Raw genomic sequence first — 15,166 nt, forward strand, 5'->3', positions numbered from 1 at the left:
CGGCGCACCCTAAGGGCACATGTGTCCCCCCTCGGCCGCCGCTACGGCCTCGGGATGAAGTCCACCTCCGACGGCGCCTCACCCGGCCAGTGGAGCAGGGCCGGCGCGGGCGGGGTCTCGGCGAGGACGCTGCCCCGCGACACCACGTAGCGGGGCCGGACCTGACGGCGGATCGCTTCCTCGGGCGTGGGCGCCGGGAGGAGCACGAAGGAGGCCGGGGCGCCCTCCGTGATGCCGTACTCCGAGGCGTCGAGCCCGAGGACCCGCGCCGCACGGTCCGTCACCATCGAGAAGGCGAGCGGGATCTCGTCGGCCCCGGTGAGCTGGGCGGCGTACAGGCCCACCAGCGCGGTCTGGAGCGGGTTCGCCGTGCCCAGGGCGTTCCAGGGGTCCATCACGTCGTCGTGCCCGAAGGCGACGTTGACCCCGGCGGCCAGCATCTCCTTGACCTGGGTGAGCCCGCGCCGCCGGGGATAGGCGTCGAAGCGGCCCTGGAGGTTGAGGTTGGCGAAGGGGTTGGAGACCAGGTTGATCCCCGAACGCGCCAGGAGCCGCTGGAGCTTGAAGCTGTACGCGCCGTTGTAGGAGCCCATGGCGGTGGTGTGGGAAGCGGTCGCGCGCCCGCCGAGTCCCGAGCGCAGGGCGAGCGTGGCCAGTACCTCCACGAAGCGGGACTGCTCGTCGTCGATCTCGTCGCAGTGGGCGTCCAGCCGCAGCCCGTGCTCCTCGGCCAGCGCGAAGGCGATGCCGAGCGAGGCCACGCCGTCCTCGCGGGTGTCCTCGAAGTGCGGGATCGCGCCGACCACGTCCGCGCCGCGCGCCACCGCCTCCCGCAGCAGGCCCTTCCCGCCGGGGAAGGAGACGATCCCCTCCTGCGGGAAGGCCACGATCTGCAGGGTCATCACGTCCCGCACCCGGTCGCGGACCTCCAGCAGCGCATCGAGCGCGGTGAGGCCGGGATCGGTGACGTCGCAGTGGGTCCGCACGTGCAGCACCCCGTTGGCCGCCTGCCAGCGCAGCACCTCGGTGGCCCGCCCGATCACGTCCTCGCGGGTCAGGGTCCGCTTGCGCTCGCTCCAGCAGGCGATGCCCTCCCAGAGGGTGCCGGAGGCGTTCGGGCGCGGCTGCCCGGCGGTCAGGGCGGTGTCCAGGTGGATGTGGGGCTCGACGAACGGGGCGGTGAGCAGGCCGCCGTGGGCCTCGATCAGCACACCGGTCGCGGGAGGTTCCTTCTGGTCGTCGTACGGGATCACGCGCGCGATCCGGCCGTCCTCGCCGACCTCCACGTCGGACAGACCATGACCTGGTGTGTGCAGCAGCCGGGCACCCCGGACGATCATCCGCATGCGGCCAGCGTACGCACGCGGCCCGTGGTTTCCCGTGACCCCGATGCTTCACGTGACCCGATGTTTCACGTGAAACATCGGGTCACTTCGGGTCACGCACGAGGCCGGGGGCGCGGCGGTTCAGCCGCGCTTCGCCTGGGCCTTCTGCTGCATGCCCCTCGTCTTCGCGGCGACCGACTGCACGTCCCTGACCGCGGCCTTGGCACGTGCCTCGGCCGCCGTGTTCTTCGCCATCGCGCGCTCGGAATCCTGGTGGCCGTGGTGGCCGTCACGAGCCTTCTTGGCCATGTTCAACACCCTCTCGGAAGCGATCGGCGTACGCAGACCACCATGCGCCCGTTCGGCGCGGTCGGCATCTCGGCGCGTCACCGCCGCCGGTCCGGCAAGAATGGAGGGCATGACCAGCGACAGCGATCTGACCACCGGCGGGACCACCCCGGACAGCCCGGAGACCCCTGAGACCACCGGGATGCCCGACTGGGAGAAGCGGTTCCGCGCCCCGCGCGTCAGCCTGCCCGACTGGGCCGAGGACGCCCCGGACCGCTCGCTCTTCATCTCGAACGCGACCGGCACCTACGAGCTCTACGCCTGGGACCGCGCCACCGGCACCCAGCGGCAGGCCACCGACCGCCCCAACGGCACCACCGACGGCGCCCTCTCCCCCGACGGCGAGTGGATCTGGTGGTTCCGCGACACGGACGGCGACGAGTTCGGCACCTGGGTCCGCCAGCCCTTCGCGGGCGGCGCCGACGAGCCCGCCACCCCCGGCCTGGAGCCCTCCTACTCCGCCGGACTGGCCATCGGGCGTGACGGCACGGCGGTCGTGGGCCGCTCCACGGACGAGGAAGGCTCCACGATCCACGTCGTCCGCCCCGACGGCAGCGAGCCCGCCGTCGTCTACCGCCACCGCGAGTCGGCCGGCGTCGGCGACCTGTCCTACGACGGGAGCCTGCTCGCGATCGAGCACACCGAGCACGGGGACGCGATGCACTCCGCGCTGCGCGTGCTCACCCTCGACGGGGCGACCGTCGCCGAGCTGGACGACTCCCGCGGCGGTACGGAGGAGCTGGGCCTGGAGGTGCTGGGCTTCGCCCCGGTCGCCGGGGACACCCGGCTGCTCGTCGGGCACCAGCGGCGCGGCCGCTGGGAGCCGATGGTGTGGGACGTGGCCGCCGGAACCGAGGAGGGCCTGGCGATCGAGCTGCCGGGCGACGTGAGCGCCGAGTGGTACCCGGACGGCTCCGCCCTGCTCATCGCGCACAGCTTCGAGGCCCGCAGCGAGCTGTGGCGCTACGACCTGGCCGCGCGGGAACTCGTACGCGTGGACACGCCCTCCGGGTCGGTGTCGGGTGCGACGGCCCGCCCGGACGGCACGGTGGAGTACCAGTGGTCCTCGGCGGCCGAACCGGCCGCCGTACGGTCCACCGCGGGCGGTGTGGTCCTGGACCCGCCAGGCTTCCGGCCGCCGGGCTCGGTAGCGGTCGAGGACCTGTGGGTGGAGGGCCCCGGCGGGCGGATCCACGCCCTCGCGCAGCGGCCGGTGGGCCACGGCGACGGCCCGTTCCCGACGGTCTTCGAGATCCACGGCGGGCCCACCTGGCACGACAGCGACTCCTTCCTGGCCACCCCGGCGGCCTGGCTCGACCACGGCTTCGCGGTCGTCCGGGTCAACTACCGCGGTTCCACCGGCTACGGCCGCGAGTGGACCGACGCCCTCAAGCACCGGGTCGGCCTGATCGAGCTGGAGGACATCGCGGCGGTCCGCGAGCGGGTCGTCGCCGACGGCCTCGCGGACCCGGCGCGGCTGGTCCTCTCCGGCGGCTCGTGGGGCGGCTACCTGACCCTGCTGGGCCTGGGCACCCAGCCCGACGCCTGGGCCGTCGGCCTGGCCGGCGTACCGGTCGCGGACTACGTGACGGCGTACCACGACGAGATGGAGGCGCTGAAGTCCCTGGACCGCACCCTCTTCGGCGGCACGCCGGAGGAGGTCCCGGACCGCTTCGAGGCGTCCTCCCCGCTGACGTACGTCGACGCGGTGAAGGCCCCCCTGCACATCGTGGCGGGCGTCAACGACCCGCGCTGCCCGATCCGGCAGATCGACAACTACGTGGACCGGCTCGCGGCGCGCGGAGCGGTCCACGAGGTGTACCGCTACGACGCGGGACACGGTTCGCTGGTCGTCGAGGAGCGGATCAAGCAGGTCCGCATGGACCTGGAATTCGCGCTGAAGCACCTCCCGCTTCGATAGCCGCCGGTGCACCCCACGTACGGTGGTGGGGTGCACCGGTTTCTCCTGACCCCGCGGTGGTGGGGGATCAACGTCTTCGTCGCGCTCGCCATCCCCTTCTGCCTGTTCATGGGGACCTGGCAGCTCGGCCGCTTCGAGGACCGCGTCGGCAGTCACCGGGAGGCGGGCGCCGAACGCCCCGCCGACCGGGCGGCGGCGCCGCTGGACTCGCTGCTCCCGGTGGACACCACGACCTCCGGACGACTGGCCTCCACGGCCGGTGAGTACGGGCAGCAGCTGCTGGTCCCCGAGCGGGACCTCGACAACAAGCCCGGCTTCTACGTCCTGACGCTGCTGAGGACCGACACCGGCAAGACCCTCCCGGTGGTCCGCGGCTGGCTCCCGGGCCCGGCGGACCCCGCGAAGGCACCGGCCCCGCCGGCCGGGCGCGTCGAGGTGGCGGGGGCCCTGCAGGCCTCGGAGAACTCCGGCACCAAGGGCGTCCACGCCCAGGGCGGGCTGCCGCAGGGCCAGCTCGGGGTGATCGGGGCGGCCACGCTGGTCAACCTGGTGCAGGAGCCGCTGTACGACGCCTGGCTGACGGTGCAGACCCCGGCGGACGGGATGACCCCGGTCCCGGCGAAGGCACCGAACAACACCGGGCTCGACCTGAAGGCCTTCCAGAACCTCGGCTACACCGGCGAGTGGTTCGTCTTCGTCGCCTTCGTGCTCTTCATGTGGTTCCGGCTCTACCGGCGTGAGGTGGAGACCCTGCGCGACGCGGCAGCCGGTCTGCTGCCGGCCGCGCCGGGGGACGCCGCGGCGACCGCCGAGGCCGCCGCCGCGGCCGACACCCCCGCCACCGCCGACAGCGGCGGCACCGTCACGGCGCCGCCGGCGCGATGAGCCCCGTCCGGTAGACCGTCCCGCCGCAGGCCTCCGGGATGGTGGCCTGTGTGACCGGGGCGCCCGCCACCGGCGTACCGGGGGTGTGGGACACCTCCACCCCGGCCGGGGCCGTGCCCGTACCGCCGCTGATCAGGGGCGGGGCCGAGGCCTCGCCGGAGTCCGCCGCCGCCCCCTCCTGCACCGCGGGCGGCGCGGCCGGGGAGCCGCCCGTCTCCGCCTGCTCCGGCTTGGCCGACGCCGTGGGGGTCGCCGCCGGGCAGGACTGCGCGGACGGCACCCAGGCGAAGCGCACCTCGTACGCCGTGTTCGGCTGGAGGAGCAGCACCGGGGTCTCCGCCGACGGGTCGGGGAGCAGTCCGCTCGCGGGGTCGCCCGCCGTGTGGCTCGTCACCGTGACTCCGGACGCCCCCTGCGCGGGCGGCGGCGGAGCGTCCAGCGAGGCGGCCGTCACGGTGTCCGGGCCGGTGACCACGCAGCCCCGGACGGAGACGTTGGTGACCTTGAAGGCTCCGAAGACCTTGCCGTCCGCCTCGGGGGCGCGGGCGCTGGCCGCCACCCCCAGCTGATCGGCGGTGCATCCGGGCGTCGTACCCGGGGCGGCCCCCAGCGGGGGCAGCGGGCCGTGGCCGGCGGCGCCGCTCGCCGCCCCGCTCCCGGTACCGGCGGAGGCACCCGCACTGGAGGACCCCGCCACCGGCCCGCCGGAGGGGGAGCCGCTCGCGCGGGGGGACGGCTGCGTCCCGGCGCCGCCGCCCGTCTCCTGGCCCTGCCCGGGGGACCTCGAGGGCCTCGGCTCGGCGAAACCGCCGGTGCCGTTCTGCTGCGGGTCGGAGGGGCCCGTCGTACGGCCGCTCTGGGTCTGGCCGTGCCCGGCCATCGTCGAGCGCTCGGCGGAGGCGCCCTGGTCGGCGCTCAGGTGCAGTGCGGCCGGGATCGCGGTGCCCGCGAGCAGCGCCGCCGCGGCGGCCCCCACGAGGGCCTGCCGTTTGCGGGCCCGGCGGGCCGGCACGGCGTGGCGCAGCCGTTCCAGCGCGCCGTCGCAGGGCTCCAGGCCCTGCACGGCCCCGGCCAGCAGGCTGCGCAGCGCCTGCTCGTCACCGGGTGCCGGTCCCGGGGTTCCCGGGCCGGGCGGGTTCTTGTGGTCGTCCCTCATGACTGCGCAGCCTCCATCGCCACCCTCAGCGCGGCAATGCCCCGCGAACCGTACGCCTTGACCGAGCCGAGCGATATCCCGAGCGTCTCGGCGACCTGGACCTCCGTCATGTCGGCGAAGTAGCGCAGCACCAGCACCTCGCGCTGACGGCGCTGGAGTCCGCGCATCGCCTTGATGAGGTCGTCGCGCTCCAGTGCGTCGTACGCCCCCTCCTCCGCGCTGGCCATGTCCGGCATCGGCTTCGACAGCAGCTTCAGGCCGAGGATGCGGCGGCGCAGCGCGGAACGCGAGAGGTTGACGACGGTCTGGCGGAGGTACGCCAGTGTCTTGTCGCGGTCCCTGACCCGGTTGCGGGCCGAGTGGACGCGGATGAAGGCCTCCTGGACCACGTCCTCGCAGGAGGCCGTGTCGTCGAGGAGGAGGGCCGCCAGTCCGAGGAGGGACCGGTAGTGGGCCTGGTAGGTCTCGGTGAGGTGGTCGACGGTGGTACCGGCGATAACCGTCCGCTCGCCGTCCGCTTCCCGCTCCTGCGCCGGGTCCGCGACCTCCGCGCTGTCGCGGGGCGAGGGCACGCGCCCGCTCCGGGCCTGCCCGGCGGGCGGCCCGGCGGGCGGCGCGACGGGCGCGGCCACAGGCGGAACGGCGGTGGCCGGCACGCTGGCCGGCGGGACGGGAACGATCACCGGCAGTCCGCCGGGCGTGCCGGAACGCCGGCGCGACGGGATGATCCCGGTGCGCGCCGGTACGACGGCGAAGTCCAACAGTGCCTCTGCCACGCCGGTTGGACACGCGTCCCCCGGTCAGGGTTGTACGCGTGCGGCAGAGTAACCAGCAATTTCCCCATTGCCTTCATGCGTACCCGCTCTTCCCGATTGCCCCATTTATCCAGGCGGCAGTCGGGCCAACACCTTGATCAAGGGATCGCCACCGATCCTACAAAGCGAATTACGCGAATTCACCCGCGATCAGTTCCGCGATCTGCGCCGCATTCAGGGCGGCGCCCTTGCGCAGATTGTCCGCGCACACGAAGAACTCCAGGGCCCGCGGATCGTCGAGCGAGCGCCGCACCCGTCCCACCCAGGCAGGATCCGTCCCGGCCGCGTCCGTGGGCGTCGGGAACTCCCCCGCCGCCGGGTCGTCGACGAGGACCACCCCGGGGGCCGCCTCCAGGACCTCCCGGGCGTGCACCGCGTCCACCTCCCGCTCGAAGCGGGCCCGCACCGTCAGGGAATGCCCGGTCAGCACCGGAACCTGGACGCAGGTCACCGAGACCGGCAGCGCCTCCAGGTCCAGGATCCGCCGGGTCTCCGCCCGTACGGCCAGCTCGTGCGAGGACCAGCCGCCCTCGCACAGCTCACCGGACCAGGGCACCACGTTCAGCGCGAGCGGCGCCGCGAAGGGGCCGGTCTCCTCGCCCACGGCACGGCGTACGTCGCCCGGCTGCTCCCCCAGGGTGCTCCCGGCGACCAGCGTCAGCTGCTTGCGCAGCGCCTCGGCCCCGGTACGGCCCGCCGCGCTGGCGGCCTGGTACGAGGACACGGCCAGCTCGGCCAGCCCGTACTCGGAGTGCAGCGCGCCCAGGGCGGCGATCATCGAGGCGGTGACGCAGTCGGGGCCGGCGACGATCCCGCGCGGCCGGATCCGTACGGCGTGGCCGTTGACCTCGGGCACCACGAGGGGCACCTCGGGGTCGTCCCGGAAGGCGGCGGACTGGTCCACCACGACGGCCCCGCGCGCGGTCGCCACGGGGGCCCAGCGCGCCGAGACCTCGGCCGGGGTCAGGAAGAGCACGACGTCGCCCGGCCCGAGGCCCTCGAAGGCGTCCTCGGTGAGGGCGAGCACCTCGGTCTCCCGGCCGCGCACGGCCAGCACCCGGCCTGCCGAGCGCGAGGAGGCGATCAGGCGTATGTCGCCCCAGACGTCCGCCCGCTGGGACAGGATCGGGAGCAGGACCGAGCCGACCGCTCCGGTCGCCCCGACCACGGCGAGCGCCGGAGCCGGGGCGAACCGGGGTGCGGTCATCGTCCGGTGCCGCCGTAGACGACGGCTTCGTCGCTGTCGGAGTCCAGACCGAAGGCCGTGTGCACGGCGCGGACGGCCTCGTTGACGTCGTCCTGGCGGGTGACGACCGAGATGCGGATCTCCGAGGTGGAGATCAGCTCGATGTTCACGCCCGCGTCGGACAGCGCCTGGAAGAAGGAGGCGGTGACGCCCGGGTTCGTCTTCATGCCCGCGCCGACCAGCGAGATCTTGCCGATCTGGTCGTCGTAGCGCAGGGACTCAAAGCCGATCTTCGCCTTCGCCTTCTCCAGGGCCTCGATGGCCTTGTGGCCCTCGGCCTTGGGCAGGGTGAAGGAGATGTCCGTGAGGCCCGTGGAGGCCGCCGACACGTTCTGGACGATCATGTCGATGTTGATCTCGGCGTCCGCGATGGCGCGGAAGATCGCCGCGGCCTCGCCCGGCTTGTCCGGAACGCCGACGACCGTGACCTTGGCTTCGGAGACGTCGTGAGCGACTCCGGAGATGATGGCGTGCTCCACCTGCGCGTCCCCTTGCGGATTCTCGTTGCTGACCCAGGTGCCCGGCAGTCCCGAGAAGGACGAGCGGACGTGGATCGGGATGTTGTAGCGGCGCGCGTACTCGACGCAGCGGTGCAGCAGCACCTTGGAGCCGGAGGCCGCGAGCTCCAGCATGTCCTCGGAGGAGATCCAGTCGATCTTCTTGGCCTTCTTCACGACGCGGGGGTCCGCGGTGAAGACGCCATCGACGTCGGTGTAGATCTCGCAGACCTCGGCGTCCAGCGCCGCGGCCAGGGCCACGGCGGTGGTGTCCGAGCCGCCCCGGCCGAGGGTGGTGATGTCCTTGGAGTCCGCGGACACGCCCTGGAAGCCGGCGACGATGGCGATGTTGCCCTCGTCCAGCGCGGTGCGGATACGGCCCGGCGTCACATCGATGATGCGCGCTTTGTTGTGGACCGAGTCGGTGATCACGCCTGCCTGGCTACCGGTGAACGACTGGGCCTCGTGGCCCAGGTTTTTGATCGCCATGGCCAGCAGGGCCATGGAGATCCGCTCTCCGGCGGTCAGCAGCATGTCGAATTCACGCCCTGCAGGCATCGGGGATACCTGCTCGGCGAGATCGATCAGCTCGTCCGTAGTGTCGCCCATCGCGGAAACCACGACGACCACCTGGTGGCCGTTCTTCTTGGTGTCCACGATCCGCTTGGCGACGCGCTTGATGCCCTCGGCATCGGCTACGGAGGAGCCTCCGTACTTCTGCACGACAAGGCCCACGTGCGCTCCTCGCTCGGTCCGTCTCAATTTGCTGGTGCAGTCTAACGAGCGGCCGGGATCCGACCGCTTCGTGCCACATCATGAGACGAAAAGATCAGAGAACCGGTTGCCGCGGCAGTGAGCGTCTCACGCCGCGCCCGTGAACCCCGCACTCACTTACGGCCGAGGCTGCCGAGCTCCTCCGCCATGACCTGCCCCGCCTGCTCGGCGAGATCGTCCTCGGCGAGGTCCTCGTCCGTGTCCAGGCCGTCCAGGGCGGCGAGCGGCTGGTCCAGGCGGACGTGCGCGATCAGCGACTGGAGGGCGCGCAGGGTGGCCGAGGCCGTCGGCCCCCAGTTCGTGAAGTACGAGAACTGCCACCACCACAGCGCCTCGGTGATCCGGCCCGCCTGGTGGTGGATGAGCCCGTGCCGCAGGTCGGCGACCACATCGGCCAGGTCGTCGGAGATCCGGTGCGCGACCGGGGCCTTGCGCGGCTCGTACGGGTCGAAGACCTCGGAGTAGACGTCGACCGGCTCCAGCATGATCGCGAACCGCTCGCGCAGGTCGTCCACGTCCGGCTCCGGGCCCAGGTCGGGCTCGTAGCGCTCGTCGGGCAGGACGTCCTGGTACGCGCCCAGCCGGCCGCCCGCCAGCAGCAGCTGGGACACCTCCAGGAGGAGGAAGGGCACCGCGCTGTCCGGGTCCTCGCCCTTGGCCACCTCGGTGACCGCGACGATGAAGGACTCGATCTGGTCCGCGATGGAAGCCGCGAAGTCGTCCGGATCCTGGCCCAGGGCGTGCAGCGTTGCGTCAGACATCGAGAAGTCGCCTTCCTTCAAAGGCCCGCCCGAGCGTGACCTCGTCCGCGTACTCCAGATCTCCCCCGACGGGGAGCCCGCTGGCCAGGCGGGTGACCTTCAGGCCCATGGGCTTGATCATGCGGGCGAGGTAGGTGGCGGTCGCCTCGCCCTCCAGGTTCGGGTCGGTCGCCAGGATCAGCTCGGTGACCGTGCCGTCCGCGAGGCGCGTCAGCAGCTCGCGGATGCGCAGGTCGTCCGGGCCGACGCCCTCGATCGGACTGATCGCGCCGCCGAGGACGTGGTACCTGCCCCGGAACTCGCGGGTCCGCTCGATCGCGACGACGTCCTTCGGCTCCTCCACCACACAGATGACCGTGGTGTCGCGGCGCGGGTCACGGCAGATGCCGCACCGCTCCTCCTGCGCCACGTTCCCGCACACCGCGCAGAACCGGACCTTGTCCTTGACCTCCAGCAGCGCGTGCGCGAGGCGGCGGACGTCGGTGGGCTCGGCCTGCAGGATGTGGAAGGCGATCCGCTGCGCGCTCTTGGGCCCGACGCCGGGCAGCCTGCCCAGTTCGTCGATCAGGTCCTGGACCACGCCTTCGTACAACGGACTGCCTTCTTTCGGTTCTGGGGTGGGAGGGGGTCGCGGGTCGCGGAGCTAGAACGGCAGGCCGGGGATCCCGCTGCCGCCGCCCAGCGCCTGGGCGAGGGGGCCCATCTTCTGCTCCTGGAGGGCCTGCGCGTTCTCGTTGGCCGCCTGGACGGCCGCGACGACCAGGTCCGCCAGGGTCTCGGTGTCGGCCGGATCCACGGCCTTCGGGTCGATCACCAGGGCACGCAGCTCACCGGAACCGGTGACGGTCGCCTTCACCAGACCGCCGCCGGCCTGACCCTCGACCTCGGTCCGCGCCAGCTCCTCCTGGGCCGTCGCGAGATCCTGCTGCATCTTCTGGGCCTGCTGGAGCAGCTGCTGCATGTTGGGCTGGCCACCACCGGAAATCACAGGTACTCACTCCACACTTCGGAACGACCTTCGGGAACGCTCGGTCAATCCGAGCCTACGTGCTCCCCGGGCGCCGCGCCCTACGCCGGGAGGACCAACTCTTTCGAGTGAGGGACGGGGCGTGCGCGGACCTGCTGAAGACCTCCTTGCGGGCGGAAAACCGGGGATTCGTTGTCCATCGCGCGGCATTCGAAGGTAGGAAGAGCATGCGCACCATTGCGCACACGCGCACCACGACACGTCAGCGCAGCCAGAGGGAGTGCCGGGTGAGTCAGCCGGAGATGCAGCCCGAGGGGCCACCCCGGGACCCCGCAGAGGACGGCGACGGCGGCGACCTGACCGGCCGGCCGTTCCCCCTCGGGGACTGGGGCGAACCCGCCGAGCGGCTCGACGAGCTCTACCGGCGGGTCGAGGCCGATGCGCTGCGCACCGCCGAGTGGTACCTCTCCGACCGGGCGTGGAAGCGGCGGGGCGCGCGGACCCTGCGCGCGGGCGCGGCCGCGGGCGCCGTCACGGGCGCCGCGATGCCGCTGCTGGAGCTGACGGGCTCGGCGCCCGGCGCGGCCTCCTACGGGTACCTCGCGCTGCTGCTGGCGGCCGCCTGCCTGGCCTGCGACCGGTTCTTCGGGCTGACCTCGGGGTGGATGCGGGACGTCGCCACCGCGCAGGCCGTGCAGCGCCGGCTCCAGACGCTCCAGTTCGACTGGGCCTCCGAGAACGTACGGGAGGTCCTGGGCCCGACCGAGGGCACCGCGAGCGAGGCGGCGGAGCGGTGCCTGACCGTGCTGCGGCGGTTCTCGGAGGACGTCACGGAGCTCGTGCGCTCCGAAACGGCGGACTGGATGGTCGAGTTCCGGGCCGGGCCGGCGCCGCTGGTGATGCAGTCCCTGGCCGGCTCCGCCGTGCGCCCCGACGCGTACGTCCCCCCGGCCCGCTTCCCCCTCCCCCCGGGCAACCGCCCGAACATGCCCCGCCAACGCCCCCCGGAACAGCCCCGCTGAGGGGGCCTTCCCATTCCTTGACGCGCCGCTCGCGCGGTGCGGCCCTGGCGGGCCTTACCGGCTTCGCGCCGCTGCGCCGGACTCCGTCCGGCGGTGGCGGGGCGGGACCGGTTCGGGTGGCCGGGCCCGTCTGCTGTCTGCGGACCGTTGCCGCTGCGCGGGGCGGGGTCCCCTACCCGCCCTTCCACCGTTCCCGCCTCAAACGCCGGCGAGGCTGGATTTATCAGCCTCGCCGGCGTTTGAGGCGCGGGGTCTGGGGCGGAGCCCCAGGGTCTTTCAGCCCCGCCGGCGATTGAGGCGCGGGGGTCCGGGGGCTGGCCCCCGGGAGCGGCGCCGCACACGAACGGGCACGTCGGCCACATCCAGCCCGGCCAGGGCAACGGCAAGGGCGATCAGCTGAAGATGATCATCGACCCCTGGCCAAGGCTCCGCGTGGCCGCCGCATGCAGCCCCAGCCACACGTGCCGCTCCCGCGCGAAGGGACTCTCGTCGTACGGGATCGGCCCCGCCGACTCCTCCAGTGACGTCGGCCGCCCCGGCGGCGCCGGCGCCGCGGGCGGGTTCGCGGGGTCTATCCCGATCGCGGGAGCCACGAAGGCCAGCTCCCGCAGCAGCCCCTGCGCGGACCCCAGCGGCCCGCCCCCGGCCAGCAGCTCCTCGTTCGCGAGCGGTGCCGCGAAGTCCACCGGCACGTACGCCCCCGCGTGGTCGTAGTGCCACACCAGGTGCGACTGCTGGGCGGTCGGCTCGAACATCTCCAGCAGCTGCTCGTAGTCCCCGCCCAGCTCGTCCACCGGGGTCACCGGCAGCCCGCAGATCTGCAGCAGGTACGCCCGCCGCAGGAAGTGCAGGGCGTCGTAGTCGAATCCGGCCACCGGGGCCACGTCTCCGCTCAGGCCCGGCATGTAGGCGAACACGGGCACCGACGGCAGGCCCGCCGCGCCCAGCGCCTTGTCGTACGAGGCGATCTCTTCCGCGAAGGGGTTGTCGGGGCTGTGGCACAGCACGTCGACAAGGGGGACCAGCCACAGGTCACAGGCCACGCGGGCTCCGATCAGTCGTTGCCGCCGATCGGGCCAGCGTAGTGCTCCGGACACGCTCCGCGAAGGGGTGCGCAGAACCCGCGCACGCGGGCCGGGGGCTCAGAGGCCCGCGGCCCAGTCCAGCCCGTGCTGGTTGTACGCGCGCACGATCCGCCGTACCTCGTCGGCGTCGGCCCGCGTCACCGCGTCGACCAGCTCGTTGTGCCCGTCCCACAGCACGTCACGGGGCTCCCGCGCCAGCTGGAGGTGCGGTACGGAGAAGACCCAGCACTGCACGCGGATCCGGTGCAGGAACTCCGAGATGTACGTGTTCCCGACGAGCCCGCTGAGTTCCCGCCAGAAGCGCAGGTCGTAGCCGATCAGCACTTCGAGCGAACCGCTGCGCGTGGCCCGCCGCGCCTCCTCCGCGCGGCGGCGCACGGACACGAGCAGTTCGCCGGCCTCGGGCGAGACCCCGCGTTCGACGAGCCGGCGGAAGATCCCGTCGAGGATCAGGGTGCGGGCCTCGATCATTCCGCGGAAGTCGTCGACGGTGTAGACGCGGACGCGGAACCCGCGGTGCTGCACGGATTCCAGCAGCCCCTGCGCGGAGAGGTCGACGAGCGCCTCGCGCACCGGGGTCGCGGAGACCTCGTACTGCTCGGCTATCTGCTTGACCGTGAATTCCGTGCCGGGGGGCAGACGGCCCGCGAGCACCTCGTCACGCAGCGCGTCCGCGATCTGCTGTCGCAGGGTGTTGCGGGTGACACCTCCGCTGCCTGGCATAGGGGTCCGTCTCTCCTCGTAGATCCTCGGACACCTTAGGCCAGGCAGCGCGGCTGAAACCGATCGGTTCTCGATCGGTATGCGGATGTACCGACCGTTATGCGGACGATCAGCCGCCCGTGGTGTGCCGGTCGGCCACCGTCAGCGCCTCGTCGAGCAGCGCGAGGCCCTCCTTCGCCTCGGCTTCCGTGACGGTGCAGGGCGGGACGACGTGCGTCCGGTTCATGTTGACGAACGGCCACAGCCCGGAGGCCTTGCAGGCCGCCGCGAACTCGGCCATCGGGGCGTTGGCGGCGCCGGCCGCGTTGTACGGGACCAGCGGCTCGCGCGTCTCCTTGTCCCGTACGAGTTCCAGGGCCCAGAAGGTGCCGAGGCCCCGGACCTCGCCGACCGACGGGTGCCGCTCGGCGATGGCGCGCAGCTCGGGGCCGATCACGTTCTCGCCGATGTGCGCGGCGTTCTGGACGATGCCCTCCTCCTCCATCGCGTTGATCGTCGCGACGGCGGCGGCGCAGGCCAGGGGGTGGCCGGAGTACGTCAGTCCGCCCGGGTAGGGGCGTGTGGCGAAGGTCTCGGCGATCGCGGCGGAGATGGCGACGCCGCCGAGCGGTACGTATCCGCTGTTGACGCCCTTGGCGAAGGTGATCAGGTCGGGGGTGACGCCCCAGTGCTCGGCGGCGAACCAGGTGCCGGTGCGGCCGAAGCCCGACATGACCTCGTCGAGGATGAAGACGATGCCGTGGCGGTCGCAGAGCTCGCGCACGCCGGCGAGGTAGCCGGCCGGCGGGGTCATGATCCCGGCGGTGCCCGGCACGCTCTCCAGGATGATCGCGGCGATGGTCGCCGGGCCCTCGAAGGCGATGGTGTCGGCGAGGTGGGCGAGGGCGCGCTCGCACTCCTCGGCCTCGGTGGTGGCGTGGAAGGGCGAGCGGTACAGGAACGGGCCCCAGAAGTGCACGACGCCGGCGGAGGCGGTGTCCGAGGGCCAGCGGCGCGGGTCGCCGGTCAGGTTGATCGCGGCGGCGGTGGCCCCGTGGTACGAGCGGTAGGTGGACAGCACCTTCTGGCGGCCGGTGTGCAGCCGGGCCATCCGGACGGCGTTCTCCACGGCCTCGGCGCCGCCGTTGGTGAAGAAGATCTTGTCGAGGTCGCCGGGGGTGCGCTCGGCGATGAGGCGTGCGGCCTCGGAGCGGACGTCGACGGCGAAGCCGGGCGCGAGGGTGCAGAGCCGGGCGGCCTGCTCCTGCACGGCCGCGACGACCTTGGGGTGCTGGTGGCCGATGTTGGTGTTGACCAGCTGGGAGGAGAAGTCGAGGAAGCGGTTCCCGTCGTAGTCCCAGAAGTACGAGCCCTCGGCGCCGGCGACGGCCAGCGGGTCGATCAGGGCCTGGGCGGACCACGAGTGGAAGACGTGAGCGCGGTCGGCGGCCTTGACGGTCGCGCCGGTGACATGAGGGGTCATGCGGTCACGCTAGAAGTGCGCAGGTGGGAAGGGATATCGGCGGACTGTATGGGGGTGGGGGGCCGCCCTCGGCAGTCTGTCGCCCGGACGGTCGTCCGTTGCATCCATTGACAGCATGCTGCCGATACGACAGTCTGTTGTCATAAGCCGGAGCCACTCGGACGATGCGACGCCACTGG

Annotated in this window: 15 protein-coding genes; 3 read left to right on the forward strand and 12 right to left on the reverse strand. The window is 72.6% G+C overall.

Annotated elements, in window-relative coordinates:
* Window positions 1-41: 41 nt before the first annotated feature.
* Entirely contained in the window at window positions 42-1,346 is a 1,305-nt protein-coding gene (codA, locus tag OOK31_RS19200; RefSeq protein WP_323188230.1) for a cytosine deaminase, read from the reverse strand.
* Window positions 1,347-1,466: 120 nt separating this feature from the next.
* Complete coding sequence (locus OOK31_RS19205) at window positions 1,467-1,634, reverse strand: hypothetical protein (protein WP_267088496.1); 168 nt, start codon at window positions 1,632-1,634, stop codon at window positions 1,467-1,469.
* A gap of 181 nt (window positions 1,635-1,815) precedes the next feature.
* On the opposite strand from OOK31_RS19205, the gene OOK31_RS19210 reads away from it, so the two are divergent.
* Both OOK31_RS19210 and OOK31_RS19215 read left to right on the forward strand, forming a co-directional pair.
* Entirely contained in the window at window positions 1,816-3,594 is a 1,779-nt protein-coding gene (locus OOK31_RS19210; protein ID WP_267088935.1) for a prolyl oligopeptidase family serine peptidase, read from the forward strand.
* 30 nt (window positions 3,595-3,624) lie between these two features.
* Window positions 3,625-4,479: an SURF1 family protein gene (locus OOK31_RS19215; protein ID WP_267088497.1), complete on the forward strand. Its 855-nt coding sequence runs from the start codon at window positions 3,625-3,627 to the stop codon at window positions 4,477-4,479.
* Here the strand turns inward: OOK31_RS19215 and OOK31_RS19220 are convergent.
* From OOK31_RS19220 to OOK31_RS19250, 7 genes are all read right to left on the reverse strand, one after another.
* On the reverse strand, window positions 4,457-5,635 hold the full coding sequence (locus tag OOK31_RS19220; protein WP_267088498.1) for a hypothetical protein: 1,179 nt from the start codon (window positions 5,633-5,635) through the stop codon (window positions 4,457-4,459). The two genes, OOK31_RS19215 and OOK31_RS19220, sit on opposite strands and share 23 nt — an antisense overlap.
* Window positions 5,632-6,411, reverse strand: coding sequence for a SigE family RNA polymerase sigma factor (locus tag OOK31_RS19225; protein ID WP_323188231.1), 780 nt, complete (start codon window positions 6,409-6,411; stop codon window positions 5,632-5,634). Before OOK31_RS19225 ends, OOK31_RS19220 begins: the two co-directional genes overlap by 4 nt.
* A gap of 169 nt (window positions 6,412-6,580) precedes the next feature.
* Complete coding sequence (locus OOK31_RS19230; protein WP_267088499.1) at window positions 6,581-7,657, reverse strand: aspartate-semialdehyde dehydrogenase; 1,077 nt, start codon at window positions 7,655-7,657, stop codon at window positions 6,581-6,583.
* The gene (locus tag OOK31_RS19235) at window positions 7,654-8,928 is read right to left on the reverse strand and encodes an aspartate kinase (protein WP_267088500.1); all 1,275 of its coding nucleotides are present in this window, start codon (window positions 8,926-8,928) and stop codon (window positions 7,654-7,656) included. Before OOK31_RS19235 ends, OOK31_RS19230 begins: the two co-directional genes overlap by 4 nt.
* A gap of 152 nt (window positions 8,929-9,080) precedes the next feature.
* On the reverse strand, window positions 9,081-9,728 hold the full coding sequence (locus OOK31_RS19240; RefSeq protein ID WP_267088501.1) for a DUF5063 domain-containing protein: 648 nt from the start codon (window positions 9,726-9,728) through the stop codon (window positions 9,081-9,083).
* Complete coding sequence (recR, locus tag OOK31_RS19245) at window positions 9,721-10,320, reverse strand: recombination mediator RecR (RefSeq protein WP_267088502.1); 600 nt, start codon at window positions 10,318-10,320, stop codon at window positions 9,721-9,723. The genes OOK31_RS19240 and recR overlap by 8 nt, the downstream gene beginning before the upstream one ends.
* Before the next feature lie 51 nt (window positions 10,321-10,371).
* Window positions 10,372-10,716, reverse strand: coding sequence for a YbaB/EbfC family nucleoid-associated protein (locus tag OOK31_RS19250; RefSeq protein WP_267088503.1), 345 nt, complete (start codon window positions 10,714-10,716; stop codon window positions 10,372-10,374).
* Window positions 10,717-10,982: 266 nt separating this feature from the next.
* On the opposite strand from OOK31_RS19250, the gene OOK31_RS19255 reads away from it, so the two are divergent.
* Window positions 10,983-11,717 carry an SLATT domain-containing protein gene (locus OOK31_RS19255; protein ID WP_267088504.1) on the forward strand — a complete coding sequence of 245 codons (735 nt, stop codon included), beginning with the start codon at window positions 10,983-10,985 and terminating at the stop codon, window positions 11,715-11,717.
* A gap of 392 nt (window positions 11,718-12,109) precedes the next feature.
* Here the strand turns inward: OOK31_RS19255 and OOK31_RS19260 are convergent, their stop codons facing one another.
* The 3 genes from OOK31_RS19260 to OOK31_RS19270 all read right to left on the reverse strand — a co-directional run bounded on the left by OOK31_RS19260 (window position 12,110) and on the right by OOK31_RS19270 (window position 14,987).
* Window positions 12,110-12,760, reverse strand: a complete 651-nt coding sequence (locus tag OOK31_RS19260; RefSeq protein ID WP_267088505.1) for a hypothetical protein — start codon at window positions 12,758-12,760, stop codon at window positions 12,110-12,112.
* 99 nt (window positions 12,761-12,859) lie between these two features.
* A complete protein-coding gene (locus OOK31_RS19265) occupies window positions 12,860-13,525 on the reverse strand; it encodes a GntR family transcriptional regulator (RefSeq protein ID WP_267088506.1) in 666 nt (221 codons plus the stop codon).
* Window positions 13,526-13,634: 109 nt separating this feature from the next.
* A complete protein-coding gene (locus tag OOK31_RS19270) occupies window positions 13,635-14,987 on the reverse strand; it encodes an aspartate aminotransferase family protein (RefSeq protein ID WP_267088507.1) in 1,353 nt (450 codons plus the stop codon).
* Window positions 14,988-15,166 lie beyond the last annotated feature (179 nt).

This window comes from Streptomyces sp. NBC_00249 (assembly GCF_026342355.1).
In the GTDB taxonomy this organism is placed as follows: domain Bacteria; phylum Actinomycetota; class Actinomycetes; order Streptomycetales; family Streptomycetaceae; genus Streptomyces.